This window comes from Candidatus Manganitrophus noduliformans, from assembly GCF_012184425.1.
In the GTDB taxonomy this organism is placed as follows: domain Bacteria; phylum Nitrospirota; class Nitrospiria; order SBBL01; family Manganitrophaceae; genus Manganitrophus; species Manganitrophus noduliformans.
This window is the reverse complement of the sequence record NZ_VTOW01000001.1, coordinates 615,490-633,666: the sequence shown is the minus strand read 5'-3', so window position 1 is coordinate 633,666 and position 18,177 is coordinate 615,490. Positions and strand designations below refer to the sequence as shown.

Annotated in this window: 20 protein-coding genes; 8 read left to right on the top strand and 12 right to left on the bottom strand. The window is 56.2% G+C overall.

Going from position 1 to position 18,177, the window contains the following annotated elements:
• Nucleotides 1-5: 5 nt before the first annotated feature.
• Together MNODULE_RS03040 and MNODULE_RS03035 are read right to left on the bottom strand one after the other, a co-directional pair.
• Complete coding sequence (locus MNODULE_RS03040; RefSeq protein WP_168058005.1) at nucleotides 6-614, bottom strand: hypothetical protein; 609 nt, start codon at nucleotides 612-614, stop codon at nucleotides 6-8.
• A 23-nt stretch (nucleotides 615-637) separates the two neighbouring features.
• Nucleotides 638-943, bottom strand: coding sequence for a Rieske (2Fe-2S) protein (locus MNODULE_RS03035; RefSeq protein WP_168058004.1), 306 nt, complete (start codon nucleotides 941-943; stop codon nucleotides 638-640).
• 146 nt (nucleotides 944-1,089) lie between these two features.
• On the opposite strand from MNODULE_RS03035, the gene MNODULE_RS03030 reads away from it, so the two are divergent.
• A complete protein-coding gene (locus MNODULE_RS03030; RefSeq protein ID WP_238339190.1) occupies nucleotides 1,090-2,766 on the top strand; it encodes a carbon starvation CstA family protein in 1,677 nt (558 codons plus the stop codon).
• Between the two features lie 33 nt (nucleotides 2,767-2,799).
• On the opposite strand, the gene MNODULE_RS03025 is transcribed toward MNODULE_RS03030, so the two are convergent.
• The 9 genes from MNODULE_RS03025 to MNODULE_RS02985 all read right to left on the bottom strand — a co-directional run bounded on the left by MNODULE_RS03025 (nucleotide 2,800) and on the right by MNODULE_RS02985 (nucleotide 11,193).
• On the bottom strand, nucleotides 2,800-3,564 hold the full coding sequence (locus tag MNODULE_RS03025) for a sigma factor-like helix-turn-helix DNA-binding protein (protein ID WP_168058002.1): 765 nt from the start codon (nucleotides 3,562-3,564) through the stop codon (nucleotides 2,800-2,802).
• A 16-nt stretch (nucleotides 3,565-3,580) separates the two neighbouring features.
• Complete coding sequence (locus MNODULE_RS03020) at nucleotides 3,581-4,261, bottom strand: hypothetical protein (RefSeq protein ID WP_168058001.1); 681 nt, start codon at nucleotides 4,259-4,261, stop codon at nucleotides 3,581-3,583.
• A gap of 108 nt (nucleotides 4,262-4,369) precedes the next feature.
• Nucleotides 4,370-5,629, bottom strand: coding sequence for an alginate export family protein (locus tag MNODULE_RS03015; protein WP_168058000.1), 1,260 nt, complete (start codon nucleotides 5,627-5,629; stop codon nucleotides 4,370-4,372).
• A gap of 238 nt (nucleotides 5,630-5,867) precedes the next feature.
• Nucleotides 5,868-6,308: a cyanase gene (cynS, locus tag MNODULE_RS03010; RefSeq protein ID WP_168059186.1), complete on the bottom strand. Its 441-nt coding sequence runs from the start codon at nucleotides 6,306-6,308 to the stop codon at nucleotides 5,868-5,870.
• Between the two features lie 24 nt (nucleotides 6,309-6,332).
• On the bottom strand, nucleotides 6,333-7,652 hold the full coding sequence (locus tag MNODULE_RS03005; protein WP_168057999.1) for a CmpA/NrtA family ABC transporter substrate-binding protein: 1,320 nt from the start codon (nucleotides 7,650-7,652) through the stop codon (nucleotides 6,333-6,335).
• Between the two features lie 37 nt (nucleotides 7,653-7,689).
• On the bottom strand, nucleotides 7,690-8,595 hold the full coding sequence (locus MNODULE_RS03000; protein ID WP_168057998.1) for an ABC transporter ATP-binding protein: 906 nt from the start codon (nucleotides 8,593-8,595) through the stop codon (nucleotides 7,690-7,692).
• Nucleotides 8,582-9,466, bottom strand: coding sequence for a nitrate ABC transporter permease (ntrB, locus tag MNODULE_RS02995; protein WP_181070913.1), 885 nt, complete (start codon nucleotides 9,464-9,466; stop codon nucleotides 8,582-8,584). The genes MNODULE_RS03000 and ntrB overlap by 14 nt, the downstream gene beginning before the upstream one ends.
• Before the next feature lie 2 nt (nucleotides 9,467-9,468).
• Nucleotides 9,469-10,746, bottom strand: a complete 1,278-nt coding sequence (locus MNODULE_RS02990; RefSeq protein ID WP_202882097.1) for a CmpA/NrtA family ABC transporter substrate-binding protein — start codon at nucleotides 10,744-10,746, stop codon at nucleotides 9,469-9,471.
• 24 nt (nucleotides 10,747-10,770) lie between these two features.
• Nucleotides 10,771-11,193, bottom strand: a complete 423-nt coding sequence (locus MNODULE_RS02985; RefSeq protein WP_168057995.1) for a CBS domain-containing protein — start codon at nucleotides 11,191-11,193, stop codon at nucleotides 10,771-10,773.
• A gap of 425 nt (nucleotides 11,194-11,618) precedes the next feature.
• Here MNODULE_RS02985 and MNODULE_RS02980 point away from each other — a divergent pair, with 425 nt between their 5' ends.
• The gene (locus MNODULE_RS02980) at nucleotides 11,619-12,374 is read left to right on the top strand and encodes a helix-turn-helix transcriptional regulator (protein ID WP_238339309.1); all 756 of its coding nucleotides are present in this window, start codon (nucleotides 11,619-11,621) and stop codon (nucleotides 12,372-12,374) included.
• Here the strand turns inward: MNODULE_RS02980 and MNODULE_RS02975 are convergent.
• Nucleotides 12,262-12,993, bottom strand: coding sequence for an acyl-homoserine-lactone synthase (locus tag MNODULE_RS02975; protein WP_168057993.1), 732 nt, complete (start codon nucleotides 12,991-12,993; stop codon nucleotides 12,262-12,264). The genes MNODULE_RS02980 and MNODULE_RS02975 overlap by 113 nt on opposite strands.
• 334 nt (nucleotides 12,994-13,327) lie before the next feature.
• On the opposite strand from MNODULE_RS02975, the gene MNODULE_RS02970 reads away from it, so the two are divergent.
• The 6 genes from MNODULE_RS02970 (at nucleotide 13,328) to MNODULE_RS02945 (ending at nucleotide 18,131) form a co-directional block, all read left to right on the top strand.
• On the top strand, nucleotides 13,328-13,747 hold the full coding sequence (locus MNODULE_RS02970) for a response regulator transcription factor (RefSeq protein WP_168057992.1): 420 nt from the start codon (nucleotides 13,328-13,330) through the stop codon (nucleotides 13,745-13,747).
• 242 nt (nucleotides 13,748-13,989) lie between these two features.
• The gene (gene rplU, locus MNODULE_RS02965) at nucleotides 13,990-14,301 is read left to right on the top strand and encodes a 50S ribosomal protein L21 (protein WP_168057991.1); all 312 of its coding nucleotides are present in this window, start codon (nucleotides 13,990-13,992) and stop codon (nucleotides 14,299-14,301) included.
• A gap of 24 nt (nucleotides 14,302-14,325) precedes the next feature.
• Nucleotides 14,326-14,583 carry a 50S ribosomal protein L27 gene (gene rpmA / locus MNODULE_RS02960; RefSeq protein WP_168057990.1) on the top strand — a complete coding sequence of 86 codons (258 nt, stop codon included), beginning with the start codon at nucleotides 14,326-14,328 and terminating at the stop codon, nucleotides 14,581-14,583.
• A gap of 75 nt (nucleotides 14,584-14,658) precedes the next feature.
• On the top strand, nucleotides 14,659-15,720 hold the full coding sequence (obgE, locus tag MNODULE_RS02955) for a GTPase ObgE (protein ID WP_168057989.1): 1,062 nt from the start codon (nucleotides 14,659-14,661) through the stop codon (nucleotides 15,718-15,720).
• A gap of 13 nt (nucleotides 15,721-15,733) precedes the next feature.
• Nucleotides 15,734-16,870, top strand: a complete 1,137-nt coding sequence (proB, locus tag MNODULE_RS02950; protein ID WP_168057988.1) for a glutamate 5-kinase — start codon at nucleotides 15,734-15,736, stop codon at nucleotides 16,868-16,870.
• Nucleotides 16,860-18,131 carry a glutamate-5-semialdehyde dehydrogenase gene (locus tag MNODULE_RS02945; protein WP_168057987.1) on the top strand — a complete coding sequence of 424 codons (1,272 nt, stop codon included), beginning with the start codon at nucleotides 16,860-16,862 and terminating at the stop codon, nucleotides 18,129-18,131. Before proB ends, MNODULE_RS02945 begins: the two co-directional genes overlap by 11 nt.
• Nucleotides 18,132-18,177 lie beyond the last annotated feature (46 nt).

Below are 18,177 nucleotides of genomic sequence, written 5' to 3'. Positions count from 1 at the left end.
TTCGATTATCTCGCGAAATTCAGCAGCGGATTGTAGAGGGAGAAGAGGCCGTTCGGGTTGGGATACCAGACCCAGGCCGACATCATCCAGAGATCGGGGTGCCAGAAGACAAGCGCCGACTGGGTCAGCGGGTGTTCCTGGGGACATTGCTCCGCCTTCTCCAGATTCAGGTTGGTCCCGTCCCGGTAGTGACATTTCATCGGGTGCTTCATGAATTCGGCCCCCTTGAAAGGAAGAACACTCCCGGGACTCTTATCGATGGGGGCGATGAAGATCACGCCGGTCAACTCATAACGCCCATCCCGTTCATCATAGATCAAAATCGGCGGCTGGCGGAGATTGAATCCGGAGAAGAGCTTCGGATTCGCAAATTGATACCCCATGTTCGGAATATATCCGGTAAACCGGAAATAGCCGTCGGCCTGCGCTTTCTCGATGTCCCGGTATTTTTCCGTCGCCAAGCGGATCTCATAAACCTGCCGGGCCGCCTCCTGACTGACCCCCGGCATGGAGGAGCGGCCCCGAAACGAAGAACACCCCCCGAGCAGAAAGGCGAGCAGTAAGAGGATTCCCCCTCCGCGAATCCCAATCGGGGTGAAAAACCGTTTACTCATGCACGATCCTTTATGTGGCGGCGTCAGGGAAGGTCGATCAAGATTTGATCTTCCTCTCTTTTGACCGGAAAGGTCCTCAATTTCAGCTTTGGGCTGAGCGGGGAGGTTCCATCCTTGATGTTGAAACGCCAGTGATGCCAGGGACAGATCACCTGCTCCCCGTCAATCCTCCCCTCCGCGAGCGGCCCCCCCTGATGGATGCAGAGGTTCGAGGTGGCGTAAAACTCATCGCCCAATCGAAAAAGGGCGATCTCGAGGTTGTTGATCTCTACCAGTATAGCCGATCCCGGCGGAATTTCACTGGCCTTTGCAACCGGTACGAATGACATCTCTTCTCCATAAATGAAAAGTGGCGTGAGGCGTTCCTTATATAACAAAAAAAGGAAAGAGCGTCAAATGATCCCCGGACGGCTTTCGGCGTCAACACGTCGCCTCGTAAGGCTTTTTTTTGACAAGCCCCGGGGCCTCCGATATAATGGCGCCGATGAGTATTCTGACCATTGCTCTTATCGTCATCGCTTTATTTTCGATCGCTTACCGATTGTACGGCCGCTTCCTCAGACAGGAATTTAAGCTCGACAACCGACAGCCGACCCCCGCCAGTATCGTCAATGACGGGGTCGATTACGTTCCAACGCGCCTCCCCATCCTTCTCGCCCAACATTTCTCTTCGATCGCCGCCGCCGGTCCGATCGTCGGACCGATTCTGGCCGGCCTCTGGTTCGGCTGGCTCCCGGCGCTCCTCTGGATTATCTTCGGCAATATCTTCATCGGCGCGATGCACGATTTCGCCAATCTCACCGCCTCCCTGCGCCATAAGGCCCGCTCCATCGCAGAGGTCGTCAAAGAAAATATGAGCCAGCGGGCCTATCTTCTCTTCCTCCTCTTCATCTGGCTCTCTTTAGTCTATGTCATCGTCGCCTTCACCGATCTGACCGCCTCGACATTTGTCTCCGCCGAGTATGGGGCCGGCGTCGCCAGCTCGTCTTTTTTATATCTTCTCCTTTCGATCTTCTTGGGGCTGGCCCTCACCCGGTGGCAATGGCCGTTGGGCCGGGCGACCGCGGTGGCCCTGCCGCTGCTCCTCCTGATCATCTGGGGAGGCCAGGCGATTCCCCTCTCTCTTCCGGCGTCGATTTTCTCAAACCCGACGAAGGGGTGGGATGTCATTATCCTCGTCTACTGCTTCTTCGCTTCGATCCTTCCCCTCTGGGTCCTTCTCCAGCCGCGAGGGTATCTCGGCGGCTACTTCCTCTATGCCGCCTTGGGGGTCGGCATGATCGGACTTTTCTTCGGGGGCTACACCGCGGAATATCCGGCCTTCATCGGCTTCCATAATGCCAAAGGGGCGCCGCTCTTCCCGATCCTTTTCATTACGGTCGCGTGCGGCGCCTGCTCCGGCTTTCACGGTTTGGTCTGCAGCGGGACGACATCAAAGCAGCTGGCGAAAGAAGAGGATGCCGGACCGGTGGGGTATGGCGGGATGCTGTTGGAGGGACTGGTCGCCGTGATCGCATTGGCGACCGTGATGATGTTTCCGGCGGGCGACGCGGCGTTAAAGAAGGGACCGACGGAGATTTACGCGGGGGGACTGGCCCGATTTGCCAATCTTCTTGGGATTCCGATGGAGGTCGCGATGAGCTTCGGCCTGCTCGCCTTCGCGACCTTCGTTTATGACACGTTGGATGTGGCGACGCGGCTGGGACGGTATATCCTGCAGGAATTGACCGGATGGGAAGGGTCGGCCGGACGGATCGGCGCGACGCTGGCGACCCTCGCCCTTCCCCTTTTCTTTTTGATGACGACGCAGGAAGCGGCCTATTTAAAGTTCTGGCCGATCTTCGGGGCAAGCAACCAGCTCTTGGCCGCCCTCAGCCTCTTGGGGATTTCGGTCTGGCTGATCAAGAGCGGGAAAAACCCCCTTTATGCCCTCCTCCCGATGCTTTTTGTCCTCACGATGACCCTTTGGTCTCTCGGGTTATTCGTCGCCCCTTGGCTCCAGGGGTGGACGGCGGGGCCATTCCAGATCGAGGCCATCCCGATCGTGGCGCTGATCTTGATTGCGATCACCCTCCTTCTCCTCATCGAAGCCTATCAAACGGTCGCCCGGCACAAATCGGCGGGGAAGCCGGTCCCCTCTTCGGCCCGGTAGCGGCCGGCCGATCCTCTCCCATCCCCCGCCCACTTACGAATGCGTGAGCACCTTCAAGTGAAACAGACGTTTCGGCGGCGGGGGGATTCCTTGCTCTTTCCGAAAGGTCTCGATCGTTCCCCAGAGACGCCGGATTTGCGTCGTGAGATACCGGTTCGATGAGATCCGCTGCATCTCGGTGGTGGTCGGATGATGCCCCATTTCCAGGACCACTTTATGATATCGTTCAATACAAATCGCCTTCTTTTCTTTAAACCAGATCTCCTCCAGCTCGGGTTCGGTAATCCCATGCACCTTCAGAAGCCGATGAAGGCGGCAGAGCGACATCTGGTTCACCTGCGCGACCCCCTTGAGGGTCAGAACCCGGCGGTAATCTTCGAGGATCTTCTCCCGCGAGACTCCCACCTCCCACGAAGGCTTATACTCGAAGAGCCCGCACTCCGATCCTTTGACGAGAAGCTGCCGCACCCGCTCGCGGCTGAGGCCGATCTCGTCCGCCACCCGCTGAAGCGTCCCATGTTCCCGGTAGAGATGGTAGACCTCCAGGAGCCGTTCGACCCTCGATCGCTTTGGACTCCCCGGCAACGCGCTCCCTCTCCCATCGAGGACCCGGCCGATTTTCCTCTGAATGAATCGTGAAATCGGGGCCCCTGCCAGGATTTTTCGGAGGGTGGAGGGGGTGACCCCCAGTCTCGATGAGGCATTGAGAAGGTCGATATGATTGGTGATCATCTTTCTCAATTGAGAGAAAAGCCGAACATTTGAATGGACCGGGACCGTTGCCAAGGTAGACGACATCTTCTTCCCTCCTCATTTAGACCGGATCTGTGGATAACGAAAGTTTGGTCATCCAGACTTCATATTCGAAATCGACATAGAGCCACTCCGGATTCTTCTTTACATCCCGCAACTCCGCCAGCATCTTTCTGAACTCGGGAGCATCCGATTCATGAAACTCGAAATAGGTGAGAAAATCATAGGGCGTCGACGGATCGACATACCGGGTATGATAGAGCCTTCGAAAAATTCGGTCTGCATACCGCCGCCCGATCCCATGATGTCCCTCATGCCGATCGGTTTTCTTAAAAAGAATCTGCCGCTCATCCTGGCTCATCGCCCACCAATCCGCCGATTTCCCGATGGGGATCAAGACGGCCGTGGTTTCTACAGACGCAGCCAGCTCGGGGCGAGAGATCGTTTTGAGCTCCGTCTGCTCGTTTCGGCTGGTATAGTGCAGGTGTTGAACGACGCCGCGGAGGGGAAAACCCTCCGAAGGCTCTCGATAACCGCCGGAGAACTGAATCGGCGATTCGCTTTCAACCCGGGCCATGCCGGTTCCGCGCCGCAGAACGGCCGGGGCCTCTCCCCGAACCGAGTGCACCTCGCGAATCAGATATCGATCGAGCCGGTTTGTTTCGCCGGGGGTGAAGCCGATCGGGACCTCCACCATCGGCATGAAGTGGACCCAGGATGTAGAAACGGCCGTCATCTGCATTGCTTCTCCTCGCTTCAGAGTCAATGATTAAAGCCGTCTCTGATTACAAGAAAATCACAACGACGTTAATCCCTTGTTAAAACAGCTTCCGGAACGGTTCTTCCGACCTCAAAAGAGGACATTGACCATGGCAAAAGCAAAGGTCGGATCTTCACCTTCCGCGATCCGGCCGAGCAGTTCCATCCCTTCATCCGCGAGGAACTTGGAAACGCCGACCAGGACGGAGGTGACCTTGTTCACCTGGGCGAAGAAGGTGAGATCGATCTCCGTTCCCAAGGCGTCCTCGCCTGCAAAATCCTCTTCCAAGGAGAATTGGTGAAGATCGATCGCAAGACCTCCTTTGTCCAGAAGGCTCAGGTGGAGCCGGACAAAGGCGTCTTTTAATCCGCGGCCCTGTGTGTCGGCCGGAATGGCGAGGAAGTAATCCATGTAGCCGTAGTAGATGTGATTGGTCGCATACAGCGTGTCAAAGACCCCATAATCGTCGTCGGTCAGACTGTCGTCTCCGGAGAGGACTTCATAACCGGCCATCACCATCGGCTTGAAGGGAAGATCGAATCGGTATCCGAGCCGGAGGGCATACAGAAAGGCGTCGATCTCCTGTGTCTCGGTCCGGTCCCCCCACTGCTTGTAATATTCCGCCCGCCAGATCGGTCCGGTGAGTGGGGAGACGAACGCCAGCGGCGGAAGATTCGGTGTCTGCTCGATCTTGATTCCGGCGGTGAACCGGCTCGAGTCGGGAAGCCCGGCCAGCTTCCGATCGTTGATTAAGGTCAGCTCGGTCTGGCTCATCGGAATCAAGGCGGTATTGAAGTGAGCCCCCAGCAGATCGGTGTCGAGGTCCCGATCTCCCGCCGGTAAAGGGCCGGCCTCCGTCTCGCCGGTCAACCGGAAAGTAAAAAGGGAGAGGGTTCCGGCGGTCGGGATCGCGTAGCTTAAAAGACCTCCGTCAAATGAGCGGCCCCGCTGGCTCCAGTCGAAGTTCCCAATCAACCGATGCCCGCCGACGATATATTCGAAGCGGCCGAGCCGGAGGTTGAGCGGCATCCCCCCGATCTGTTTAAAGTCGAGATAACCCTGATGCAAGGTGAGGTTCCCGGTGGCGGTATTGGTGGTCGTGTTCACCGATGAGAGAGAAACATCGGTGCCGGCCCCCGTCTCCCCATTCCCGAAAACGCCGACCTTTTGCGGCTGGAGGAAGAAAGAGACCCCATCCGTCAGGGCGACATCGACATTGAGCCGGAAGCGGTAGTTGGTGAAAAAATCGAGCTCTTCCCTTGGCGGCGCGGGAAATGATTGGTACCGGATGCGTCCCTGGCCGCCGATAGTGATCTGTTTGGCAGCGGTTTTGATTGGAGGCAGTTCCATCACCTCTTCGGCATGAACCGGAATCGAGAACAGCAAATAAACAGACAGAAAAAAAACAGCGCGCCTCCAAGTTGATTTCATATGTTCCATTCCCCCCTGTGTTTGTTGTTGTTGACCTTTTGAAACAGTTCCGGATGTTGCTTACATTCCACCTCTCGACAGACCACTCCGTTGAGTCGATCGACCCTTTTTTTGAATTAATTGTGAGCGAAACGGGTTACGACAGGGTCACCCCTACCTACCACATCTTGTAAGGAAGGAACTTCCCGTTCATCGTCAGCTTGACGCGATCTCCCTTCGGATCGGGCACCTTTTCGACATGCATGGTAAAGTCGATGGCGCTCATGATCCCGTCGCCGAACTTTTCATGGATCAGCTCCTTCAGCGTCGGTCCGTAGACCTGAACGATTTCGTAAAGGCGGTAGATGAGGGGATCGGTCGGCACCACCGTCTCCGATCCCTTGTAAGGAAACGCCTGCAGCGCGGCGGAAACTTCGGGGCCGAGGTTCAGGAACTTGCAGAGCTTGTCCGCAACCTCCTTCGGCATGCTGTTCTGGCCCAAACAGGCCGACGTGGTCCAGACGGGTGACATGCCGACCTCCGCGGCGATTTGCTCCCAGGTTAGTTTTTTGTCGCTTTTTGCCAAGACGACCGCCTCGGCGGCTTCGACTTTCGTCATCATTTTCTCCTTTTGTATGTGGTCCTATATCCTCTTAATGCTGAAGCTCTTGATATACTCTTCCGGTTTTCCGGGATCGAAGACTTTGTTCATGATCGTGTGGTTCTGGTAGGTGCTGCCCGGCGGAGGGTAACCGATCTCTTTCATCTTCTCGCCGCACTCCGAGGCGAGATAGACCCGCTCCGCCACCGCTTTGTAATCGATGTCCCCTTTGATGTACCCCCACCGCTTCATCTGGGTCAGAATCCAGACCCCCATCGAATGCCAGGGGAAGGGATTGAAGTCGATCCGGTCGGGAACATGATGCTCCTTGCCGAGGCCGTCGTCATATTTTCCGGTCAACACCTGCTCCACCACCGGCAGCGGCTGATTGAGATACGCCTTCGGCGCGATGGCGGCGGCGATCTCTTTGCGGTTTTCATGCTTCGACGAAAAGTGGGTGGCATCGACGATCGCTTTCAGCAGGGCGCCGAAGGTGTTCGGGTTGGCGGTTACAAACTCCCGGCTCGCCGCAAAGGCGCAGCAGGGATGCCCGTCCCAGATCTCTTTGGTCAGCAGATGAATAAATCCGACCTTGTCGAAAACGGCCCGCTGGTTGAACGGGTCGGGAGAGAGGTAGCCGTCGAGATTTTCGATCCGGAGGTTGGCGACCATCTCCGGCGGCGGCAGCACCCGGATCTCCACATCTTTGTCCGGGTCGAGGCCATGCTCCGCGAGATAGTAGCGGAGGAGGAAGTTGTGCATCGAGTAGTCGAACGGCACGGCGAATTTAAATCCTTTCCACTGCTTTGGGTCTCTTTTATCTTTATGTTTGATGTGAAGGGTAATCGCCTGGCCGTTGATGTTCTCCACCGCCGGCATGACGAACGGGACGGCGGGGGAGCCGGCCCCCAAAGTGATCGCCAGCGGCATCGGGGTCAACATATGCTCCGCCTCGTACTCCTTGGCGATCGCCTTGTCGCGCATCACCGCCCACCCGGCGGTTTTGAGCAGCGCGACATCGAGGCCGTAACGTTTGTAGAACCCCATCGGCCCGGCCATGATAATCGGGGTGGCGCAGGTGATCGGCACAAAGCCGATTTTCAACGCCGTCTTCTCCAAGGGACCGCTCTTATCTTTGGCGGCCGCCTTCACCGCCGCCAGCGGGAGAAATTGCGCGATCAGCGCGGCGATCGTCCCCTGGCCGAGCATGCCGATGAACCGCCGGCGGCTGAGCGGCGTGTGGCGGAGCACCGCCCGGACGACGGCCCCCTCGACGGCGCGATCGAGCGCCTCCTCAGGTCCGGCCGGAGCCGGGTCATGATTGTGAGGGTTTTGCAGATGGAAATGCTCCTCCTTTTTCATTACATCCCCCCTTTCTTTTGATTGTTTTTCGTATCGTTTATTTATCCGCCTTTGAAACGAGCGCAGCGCCTTCCGCCAATGCATCGCTTTTATGAGAATCGCCTCCGTCCAATCGTCGCTTGGCGTCCCCCTCGCCGTAGAGAAACTCAAGGATCTCTCCCTTCCAATGCTGATAGCCCGACTGGCGGACCAGCTCCATCCGCGACCGGGGACGGCGGAAAGGAATCGGCACGATCCGGCCGATCGTGGCGGCGGGCCCCCGGGTCATCATGACGACCCGGTCGGAGAGCAACAGCGCCTCGTCGACATCGTGCGTCACCATCAAGACGGTCGTTCCGAATTTTTCCCAGATCCGGAGCAGCTCGTCTTGAAGATGCCCCCGGGTCAGCGCGTCGAGCGCGCCGAACGGCTCGTCGAGGAGGAGCACTTTCGGCCGGATGGCGAGGGCCCGGGCGATCCCGACCCGCTGGCGCATTCCGCCCGAGAGCTCGGCCGGCCGCTTCTGCGCCGCCTCGGTCAGGCCAACCATGTCAAGGAAATGGCCGACCCGATCTTTTTGCTCCTTCCGGCTCATCCGGGGAAAAACCGACTCGACGGCGAGGGCAATGTTCTCGGCACAAGTCAGCCATGGAAGCAAGGCATGGCTCTGAAAAACCACCCCCCGGTCGGGTCCCGGCCCGTCGATCTCCTTTCCCTCCAAGACAATGACCCCTTCGCTCGGTGTAATCAGGCCGGCCACCATCGACAAGAGGGTGCTCTTTCCGCAGCCGGAGTGGCCGATCAGGGTCACGAACTCCCCCTTGCGGATCTTGAGGTCGATTCCCTGAACCGCGGGATAAACGCCGTTGGCCCCCTCGAAGGTCTTGCCGATCCGGCTGATCTCGAGATAATTGGTCTCGATCCGTTTAATCAAATCCTGACCGGTTGCTTCATCGCACTTCATAGTCAAACCTCCTTCCAAGCCAGCCCATGGCGTTATCCAAGATCAGGCCGACGATACCGATGACAAAGATCGCCAGGATAATGTGTTCCAGGCTGAGGTTGTTCCACTCATCCCAGACGAAGAAACCGATCCCGATTCCGCCGGTCAGCATTTCCGCCGCCACAATCACGAGCCAGGCGATCCCGACCGAGATCTTAAGGCCGGTAAAGGTATAGGGAAGGGTCGCCGGCAGGAGAATCTTCGTGAACCGCCGCCAGGGGGAGAGCTTCAGAATGCGCGCCACCGAAATATAATCGGCCGGGATCTTCTGAACCCCGAAAGCGGTGTTCAAGACGATCGGCCAGATGGCGGTGATGAAGATGACGAAAAAGGCGGCCGGGTTGGCCGCTTTGAAGGTGGCCAGTCCGATCGGAAGCCAGGCGAGGGGCGAAACCGGCCTTAGAATCTGGATCAGGGGGTTGACGGCCCGGTGAAACGCCGGCACCGCGCCGACGAGGAACCCGACCGGGATACCGACCGCGGCGGCCAAGCCGAACCCGACCGCCACCCGCCCTAAGCTGTAGAGCAACTGCCAGCCGAGTCCCATATCGTTGGGGCCGCGATCGAAGAAGGGGTCGCGGATCAGATCCCAGCTGTGCGTGAAGGTTTTGATCGGCCCGGGGAGCATCGGCGCGACCGTTCGGCTGATCGCCTCCCAAATTCCGAACACAATTGCGAAAACAAGCAGCGGCAGGATCAGCCGATCGAGGCGCGGAAAACGGAACCGGCGCTTCCGCGCCGTGATCTCCGGACCCGGCGCCGGTTTCTCCTCCGCCCCGCGGATCGCCTCTTCTGTCGCTTGGAACACCACCTCCATCTCCACCTTCTCCATCCTCAACTCCTCCGAATCTTAAACTTTTGGACATATCCCTCCGGGTCGGCCGGGTCGAACTCGATCCCGTCGAAAAGGGTCTCCTTCTTGTACTCCTCCTTCGGAACCGGGATGCCGAGTTTTTTGGCCGCTTCCCGGTAGAGATCGGTCCGGTTGACCTGATCGACCACTTTCTTATAGTCGATCGGCTTGTCGATGAATCCCCAGCGGCGGTGCTGCGTCAGAAACCAGAGGCCGTGCGATTTGCAGGGGAAAGTGACCTCGCCGTCGCGGTAGAACTTCATATAGTCGGGATCGTCGACCGTCTTCCCGTCGCCGTAGTCGATCTTCCCCTGGATCCGCCCCAAGAAGACCTCGGTCGGCGCGTTGACATATTCCTTGCGGCTGATGATCTCCGCAACCTTGGCACGGTTCTCCATCTTGTCGAGGTGTTGAGAGGCCTCGATGATCGCCATCAGCAGCGCCTGGACCGTCTTCGGATTTTTCTCCGCAAACTCCTTCGTCATCCCCAGCACCTTCTCGGGATGATTTTTCCAGAGCTGCTGTGTCGTGATGGCGGTCCAGCCGATGCCGTCGAAGATCGCCCGCGCATTCCACGGCTCCCCGACGCAGAAGCCGTCCATGTTTCCGATCCGCATGTTGGCGACCATTTGGGGCGGGGGGATAGTGATCAGCTTGATATCGTTGTCCGGGTCGATCCCCCCCGCGGCGAGCCAGTAGCGCATCCACATCGCGTGGGTTCCGGGCGGGAAGGTCATCGCAAAGGTGTAGGTCCGCTTTCCCTTATCGGCGTCGATCTGCTTCTTCAGATCGGCGAGCGTGTTCACCCCTTTTTTCTTTAAATCGGCGCTCAACGTGATCGCCTGGCCGTTGTGATTGATCGCCATCGGGATGATCATCTCTTTTTTCTGCCCCTCGGCCCCGGTGATCCCGAGGGTGGAGGCATACGGCATCCCATAGAGGATGTGAGACGCCTGAAGCTCGCCGATCGTCAATTTGTCCCGAACCCCCGCCCACGAAGCTTCCTTCGAGACGATCACCTCCAGGCCGTATTTTTTATAAAGTCCCAGCTCGTACGCCATGACGACCGAGGCGCAATCGGTCAAAGGAATGAATCCGACCTTCAGCTTGGCCGTCTCCGGGGTGTCGCCGGTTCCGGCGAAAAGTCCGCCGGTCAGGGGCGGGAGACCCGAAAGAAGCACCCCGAGCGCCGAAAGTCCGGCGGCGCCGAGAAAATGCCGTCGGGTGATCTCGTTCTTCTTATTTGATGATGTTGGCATCTCTTCCCCTTTCATCGGTCAGCGTCAGCCCCAAAAACCTTCTTGTGTCAACCCTAATGCCCCCATCCATCCTCGCAGGACATCGTGCCGGGTCACCGTTCCGACAAGATGATTCTCTTCATCGACCACCGGGATCCGAAAAAGGTGAAACTGCATCATGTAATGGGCCACCTCTTCGAGGGGAGTCGCCTCATCGATCACAACGGGGCAGATCTTCATTACCTTGCCTGCCGTTGTTTCCTTGAGATCTTTCCCCTCCATCAGCGCTTTGATCAGATCGATCTCGCTTACCTTTCCGACCACTTGGTCTTTCGAATTGACGATCGGCATTCCGTGAAAGCCCGACTCCAAGAGAGCCAGGGCGATATCGAATGCGGACGTCTCCTCCCGGGCCGATAATGTATTCGTCTTTTTGATCTCCCCCACGGTGGCGTAGTGCGGCTTCATCTTGATTCCTCCTTAAACAAAAAAAACGCCCGCCTCCATGAGAGAAACTTCACTTCATCATGGAAGAGAGCGCCTTCGCTGCTTTCGGAATACAACGTTGTATCCAGCACGTCTAAAGAGCAAATCGAATGCCAAGCTTGCGGACTTGGCATCAGAATTACACAATGGACTGATTTCACATATTATTTCTCTCTCTTCTCATCAAGTCGGTCGATGGACAATCGGACCTTCGCCGCGACGGAATTGTCTGGTTTCAGACAAGGGTGACCGACGCGCCGAGGAGATTGGATCGATTGTATTTATTAGCTTGACCGGTCAAATTTAATTCTGTATATTGCCAGCGGGCATTATATTTTCTTTTTAGAGCCTTATTTATTCCGCTAGAATCCAGCTTTGTGTTTAAAACTGCAAGGGAGTGGATAGTGATGACTCGCGTCCCTTCCGATTTGACTAAACATGAACTGGTCACCGTTCTAGAGTTGATTCATGCCTCCCTGAGCGTCAATACCGAAGAAGAATTTAAATCCCTCCTCTCCCGCGTCGAAGCGCTCATTCCCTCTACACATACGATCATTTGCCTTGGAAAGATCGACGCCGAAACCCGTTTTCAAAGCTTCATGAAAATGGTCAACATCAGTTACCCCCTTGACTGGATCCGCCTCTATACGAAAGAGGATTATTCGGAAGTCGATCCGATTCTTCAGTCCCATTATGGTCGATTTAAGACTCAGATCTGGTCGGAAACCTATCGACAAGCCACCTCCCCAGGCGAGCTAAAATTTATTAGAGATGCGGACACATTCGGCCTATCGGAGGGGATTACGCTCGGGGTCGCCTGTCACCGAAGAAGTGTCGGGAGCATCTTCTCCTTCGCGGGCCAATCGATGTCGGATCATACCCGTCACGCCACGATACTCGAATACCTTGTGCCTCACCTTCATGTCGCGCTGATGCGAACCCTTTCCCCCTCCTCCACCCAAAATCCGGATCTCTCACATCGCGAGCGGGAGGTTCTGGACTGGATGAAGGAAGGGAAAACGAGCTGGGAAATCTCCCATATCTTACATATCAGCGAACGGACAGTGAATTTTCATGTCCAAAATATTCTTTCAAAACTTCAGGCTTCGACCCGTGGACACGCCATTGCCCTGGCGCTACAGCAGGGGCTGATTGGACCGTAGTCATCCAGTCGAGAAATTCAGGTTGGCGATTCCGGTTGTGGGATCGAAATGCCTCCCAATCCAGAATAGCGGCCATTGAGTTCGCGCCCGCCGGAGGGAGACATTTCACCGGACCGATCGGCGTCGAAATAAACCCCAGAAATTGAAGAATTCTCCAAAAACGCTTCTCGACTTCGAGATAGGAATACCGGACGTTGTTGACGAGGGTCCACTGATAGAGACCTTTGAGAAGGATGTTCAGATAGCGGGAAGAGAGTCCTTGTTCTTTTGCGGAGGGTGTTATCGCGAGCCTGGAGATTTCGGCGGTATCGATCTCTTTGCGGATCTGGTATCCGGGAGCAACCAAATCCGAAAAATCGGTCTCCAACATAAAAGGTTGGTTCGGAGGGAGGAGACGGATCATTCCCAGAAGGGTATTCTCTTCCGAGAAGAGCCCCAGTAATGTTGCAAACGAATCGTACCGGTCAATCTCCAATCCGGTCGGATTGGCCGGAACCCAGCCGAGAGTCTCGCAAAAAATCTCATACCGCAGCCGGTAAGCCTGCAAATACTCTTCTTCCGATTCAATCGATCTGATCCAACATCCATCTTCATAAAACTGAATCGTCCGATAATCCATTTTTTCCTCCATTTGTGAAAGGGTGAAATGACGGTGATACAAGGCAAGGCTACCTGAAGATGACGAATATGCCGACCTGTTAGAACTGACAGGTGACTTTTTAGACGAGCCCGATAGAATGCACATTGAAATAAACTAAGAAGAAAATCATTAAAACAGAAGCTTTCTCAATGAGACGGGCTGAGGGGGAAACACCAAGAGGATTTATGAGAACCTGGATCCTTTTCTTTTTGTCTTGATTTGAAAGAATGTGGAACCGGTCAGGAACGTGATAAGCCGCCTTACTTGAAGGAAGTGGCAGAGCCGACGAACAACAAACATACCGAGAGGGCAAATGATGATGTCATCAGATGACATTAAGGATGGAGTTAAAAACCATCAGGAGAGTCTCGCGAAGTTTGCGCAGGGTCAAGAGATAGAGAAAAACAGCAAGATCACGGGAACGCCCTATTTAATGTCTCACCACAGCGGCAAAGAAAACGAAAAGACGACGGAAACCGTCGAAAAAGCGAAGACGAGGATAAAGAAGCAGACGCCCCACAAGAGGCCCCTTACGAAGCGGGAAGCGGAGATCGTTCGCCTGATCTCAGGCGGCCTGAGAAATAAAGATGTCGCCAAAACACTGGGTATCAGCGTTAAAACGGTCGAAACACACCGCGTGAATATAATGAACAAGCTCGCCCTTCAGAATCTTGCACAACTGATCCGCTACGCCGTTCAGAATGGGCTTATTCAGATTGAACTAGAGAAATAGGTAATCCGGTCAATGCTGATCTTCCCGGCCCTCCCATAGCCGACCCCTTACATATCGTTACGGTTCACTGTAACGGATCATTCGAATTTCGTTGCTCAAACTCTGTTCCCCGCCCCGATCTTTCTTGGAGTGATGGGCCTTCTATATCTCTATACTGCCTATCTGCTGGAAACTTCTTGACAAAAAAGGTGAAATCGTGTTTAATAAATTTTTTCGAAGGACCAGAAAAAGGGAGATAGGAAATGCACGCAGTGATGGAAACAGGTGGAAAACAGTATCGGGTGACCACCGGTGATGTCGTTCAAGTGGAAAAATGTGTCGGTCAGGTCGGTGACAAGGTAGAGATTCGATCCCTTTTGCTCCTGCAGGACGATCAGGGAGTCACCGTCGATCCCGAGCAGATCAAAACCGCCAAGGTGGTCGGCGAGATTCTCCAGCAGGGCCGGAATCGCAAGGTGGTCGTCTTCAAGAAAAAGAGACGAAAGAACTATCGGAGAACGCAGGGACACCGACAGGCATTTACCCGTCTGAAGATTTTAGAAATCGTAAAATAAATATTTTGAACAGGAGTTAGAGCAATGGCACATAAAAAAGGGGTCGGCTCCTCCCGAAATGGCCGCGACAGCCACGCCCAACGCTTGGGAGTCAAGCGGTTCGGTGGCGAGCAGGTTTTGGCCGGAAATATTCTGGTCCGGCAGAGGGGAACCCGTATCCATCCCGGTTTGAATGTCGGAATCGGAAGCGATGATACACTCTTCGCAAAGATTTCCGGCGTCGTTACGTTCGAGCGGGTTGGAAGAGATAAAAAGCGGGTCAGCATCTATCCCTCCTCGTAACGCTCCTTTCCACCCCTCCTCTCCCTCATTTTAGAAAGCGCCCTTTGGGGCGCTCACATTCTGATTGGAATCGCTGTGTTTATCGATCAGGTCAAAATCTACGTCAAGGCCGGCGACGGAGGAGACGGGTGCGTCAGCTTCCGGCGCGAGAAGTATGTCCCGAGAGGCGGACCCGACGGGGGGGACGGAGGGAAGGGGGGAGACGTTTTTCTAGAAGCCTCCCCTGAGCTCTCGACCCTCATCGATCTTCGCTATCAGCAGCACTATATGGTCAAGCGGGCCGAAAACGGAAGCGGGCAAAACCGCAGCGGAAAAAACAGCCCCGACCTGATCATTCCCGTTCCCGTCGGAACGACGGTTCGCGATGCGCAAACCGATGAACCGATTGCCGATCTGACCGAGGTGGGGCAGCGGGCGTTGATCGTCCGGGGAGGCCGCGGGGGACGGGGTAATTCCCATTTCAAATCCCCCACCCGGCAAGCCCCCCGCATTGCGGAGCCGGGGCAAAAAGGAGAAGAACGCTGGCTACAGCTGGAGCTGAAGCTTCTCGCCGATGTCGGCCTGGTCGGTCTTCCCAACGCCGGAAAATCGACCCTCATCTCCGTTATCTCCGCCGCCCGTCCGAAGATCGCCGACTATCCGTTCACCACATTGGAGCCGAACCTGGGGGTTGTGACCTGGGGCGGGACGCGCAACCAGGAATATCACTTCACCGTCGCCGACATTCCGGGACTGATCGAAGGGGCTCATGAGGGGAAGGGGCTGGGGATTCAATTCCTAAAACACATCGAGCGGACATTGCTTCTCCTCCATTTGGTAGACGTCTCGGAGATGGGAACGGAAGATCCGCTGCACGATTTTGAAGTGGTCCGGGCAGAATTGTCTTCGTATCATCAAACGTTGGCCGAGAAGCCATTCATCGTAGCGGCCACCAAAATCGATGCCGCCGGCGAGGGGGAGAAAAAAGAGCGGCTGCGGCGCTACTGCAAGCAGAAAAAAATCCCCTTCTTTGAAATCTCCGCCGCCACCGGAAAAGGGATCAAACCGCTCATTCGCACGCTCGGGAATCAGGTCGAGCTCCTCCGAAAAACGAGAGCCGCCCCGCCGGCCGCCGCCGACGGCGAATCCATTCCTTAACTCGGAGACCGGGATGTCCTCGCCGCGACAGCGCCTCCATAAAAACAAACGGATTGTCATCAAAATCGGCAGCAGCATCATCGCCTCGCACGAGAAGGGCCTTCGCGAAGAGCGGATGGCGGAGATTGCCGAAGAGGTGTCTCTCCTCCGGTCCGAAGGACACGAGATCTTCTTGGTCTCCTCCGGCGCCATCCTCTGCGGGATGGAGAAGCTGGGGCTGACACGCCGGCCGAAGACGATCCCCCTCAAGCAGGGGGCCGCGGCCGTCGGACAGAGCCGGCTGATGTGGGCCTATGAAAAACATTTCGAGAAGTTTCAGATCAACGTCGCCCAGGTTCTCCTGACCCGGGAAGACATTGCCGATCGAAAACGCTTCATCAACGCCCGAAACACCCTGATGACCCTTCTGGAACACGGCATTTTGCCGATCATCAATGAGAACGACACCGTCACGGTCGATGAGATCAAGCTGGGCGATAACGATCACCTCGCCGCGCAAATTACTCATCTCGTCGATGCTTCTTTGTTGGTGATTCTCTCCGATGTCGACGGCCTCTTCACCGCCGATCCGAGAAAAAACCCGGAGGCGGTCTTGATCCCGTTGATCGAGGAGATCACGCCGGAGATCGAGCGGATCGCCGGCGAGCCTGGAGCGATCAGCGGCACCGGCGGGATGGCGACCAAGGTCCAGGCGGCCAAAAGCGTCGCCGCCTACGGTGTGACAACCCTGATCGTCAATGGAACCGCTCCCGGGTTGATGCAACGGGCCTTTCAGGGAGAATCGATCGGGACCCTCTTCCTACCGAAACCGGTCCGCCTCACCTCCAAGAAGCATTGGATCGCCCACTCCCTGAAGGTGAAAGGAGAGGTCGTTCTCGATGCCGGCGCGGTGGAGGCGATCTTGAAAAAAGGGAAGTCGCTCCTCGCCTCCGGCATCCGCGAGATTACCGGAAAATTCGAGGTCGGCGACGCCATCCGATGCCTCGCTTCCGATGGGAAAGAGATTGCAAAAGGCTTGACGAACTACAGTGCGTCTGAGATGATATTGATTAAAGGAATTCATTCTTCTCAGATCGAGAAAAAGCTCGGTTACAAGTCTACCGATGAGGTGATTCATCGGGATAATTTGGTGATCCTCAATGGGGCTTAAAGAAACCCTCAGAAAACAGGCGCAACGGACAAAAGCGGCGGCGCGAAGCCTGGCAAAGTGCTCGTCCGAAGTGAAGAATCGCGCCCTTCTCGCCATGGCCGAGCGCCTGGAGCGCGAAACCGCTTCTCTGCTGACCGAAAACATGAAAGACCTCGAAGCGGGGAAAGAAAAAGGGCTCGCCGGACCCCTTCTGGAACGGCTGACCCTCACGCCGAAGCGAATAACGGAAATGGCCGCCGGGCTGCGGGAAGTGGCCGCCCTTCCCGATCCGGTCGGCGAGGTCCTCAAGATGACGCGGCGGCCCAACGGCATTCAGGTCGGCCAGATGCGGGTTCCGATTGGCGTGATCGGCATCATCTACGAGTCGCGTCCGAACGTCACCGCCGATGCGGCAGGCCTCTGCATTAAGTCGGGGAACGGTGTGATTCTCCGGGGCGGATCGGAGGCGATTCACTCCAACATCGCCATTGCGCGCCATTTGGACGAGGCAGGCCGTGCGGCCGGACTTCCCCCTCATGCCGTCACGCTGGTGGAAACAACCGATCGCCAAGCGATCTTCGATCTCCTCACCTTCGATGACCTCATCGACCTGATTATCCCCCGCGGCGGAGAAGGTTTGATCCGCACCGTTGTGGAACACGCCAAGATCCCCGTGATGAAACATGACAAGGGAATCTGCCATACCTTCGTTGACGAATCGGCCGACCTTCAAATGGCTGAAGAGATCTCTCTGAATGCGAAAGTCCAGCGCCCCGCCACCTGTAATGCGATGGAGAGCCTCTTAGTCCATCGGAAAATCGCGGCGTCGTTCCTCCCCAAAATCGCAAAGCGACTGCAAGAGGCCGGCGTGGAGATCAGAGGCTGTCCGGAGACGATAAAACTCCTGGAGGGAGGGGGCGGATCCAAAATCGTTCCGGCCAGTGAGACCGACTGGAAAACCGAATATCTCGATTTAATTCTCTCGGTCAAGGTCGTCGACTCGATCGAATCGGCGATGGCGCATATCGCCACCCATGGATCCCAGCACTCGGAAGCGATCATCACGCAAGACTATGCGCACGCCATGCGATTTTTGAACGAGGTCGATGCCTCCGCCGTCTTCGTCAACGCCTCGACCCGCTTGAACGACGGTTATCAGCTCGGCCTCGGCGCTGAAATGGGGATCTCCACCAGCCGCATCCATGCCCGCGGCCCGATGGGCCTCGAAGCGCTGACCTGCATGAAATTCATCATCTTCGGGGATGGACAAATTCGAAAGTAATCGTGATTCGCTATTCGTTCAATGTTAAACGCAAAAACGGATTGCA

Coding starts and splice junctions, on each gene's coding strand:
- proB (WP_168057988.1), top strand. CDS start 15,734: ATGTCCTCGCCGCGACAGCGCCTCCATAAAAACAAACGGATTGTCATC.
- MNODULE_RS02990 (WP_202882097.1), bottom strand. CDS start 10,746: ATGCCAACATCATCAAATAAGAAGAACGAGATCACCCGACGGCATTTT.
- MNODULE_RS03000 (WP_168057998.1), bottom strand. CDS start 8,595: ATGAAGTGCGATGAAGCAACCGGTCAGGATTTGATTAAACGGATCGAG.
- rplU (WP_168057991.1), top strand. CDS start 13,990: ATGCACGCAGTGATGGAAACAGGTGGAAAACAGTATCGGGTGACCACC.
- rpmA (WP_168057990.1), top strand. CDS start 14,326: ATGGCACATAAAAAAGGGGTCGGCTCCTCCCGAAATGGCCGCGACAGC.
- MNODULE_RS03020 (WP_168058001.1), bottom strand. CDS start 4,261: ATGCAGATGACGGCCGTTTCTACATCCTGGGTCCACTTCATGCCGATG.
- MNODULE_RS03015 (WP_168058000.1), bottom strand. CDS start 5,629: ATGGAACTGCCTCCAATCAAAACCGCTGCCAAACAGATCACTATCGGC.
- MNODULE_RS02985 (WP_168057995.1), bottom strand. CDS start 11,193: ATGAAGCCGCACTACGCCACCGTGGGGGAGATCAAAAAGACGAATACA.
- MNODULE_RS03035 (WP_168058004.1), bottom strand. CDS start 943: ATGTCATTCGTACCGGTTGCAAAGGCCAGTGAAATTCCGCCGGGATCG.
- MNODULE_RS03030 (WP_238339190.1), top strand. CDS start 1,090: ATGGCGCCGATGAGTATTCTGACCATTGCTCTTATCGTCATCGCTTTA.
- MNODULE_RS02975 (WP_168057993.1), bottom strand. CDS start 12,993: ATGGATTATCGGACGATTCAGTTTTATGAAGATGGATGTTGGATCAGA.
- MNODULE_RS03025 (WP_168058002.1), bottom strand. CDS start 3,564: ATGTCGTCTACCTTGGCAACGGTCCCGGTCCATTCAAATGTTCGGCTT.
- cynS (WP_168059186.1), bottom strand. CDS start 6,308: ATGACGAAAGTCGAAGCCGCCGAGGCGGTCGTCTTGGCAAAAAGCGAC.
- MNODULE_RS03005 (WP_168057999.1), bottom strand. CDS start 7,652: ATGAAAAAGGAGGAGCATTTCCATCTGCAAAACCCTCACAATCATGAC.
- MNODULE_RS02970 (WP_168057992.1), top strand. CDS start 13,328: ATGATGATGTCATCAGATGACATTAAGGATGGAGTTAAAAACCATCAG.
- MNODULE_RS02945 (WP_168057987.1), top strand. CDS start 16,860: ATGGGGCTTAAAGAAACCCTCAGAAAACAGGCGCAACGGACAAAAGCG.
- ntrB (WP_181070913.1), bottom strand. CDS start 9,466: ATGGAGAAGGTGGAGATGGAGGTGGTGTTCCAAGCGACAGAAGAGGCG.
- MNODULE_RS03040 (WP_168058005.1), bottom strand. CDS start 614: ATGAGTAAACGGTTTTTCACCCCGATTGGGATTCGCGGAGGGGGAATC.
- MNODULE_RS02980 (WP_238339309.1), top strand. CDS start 11,619: ATGACTCGCGTCCCTTCCGATTTGACTAAACATGAACTGGTCACCGTT.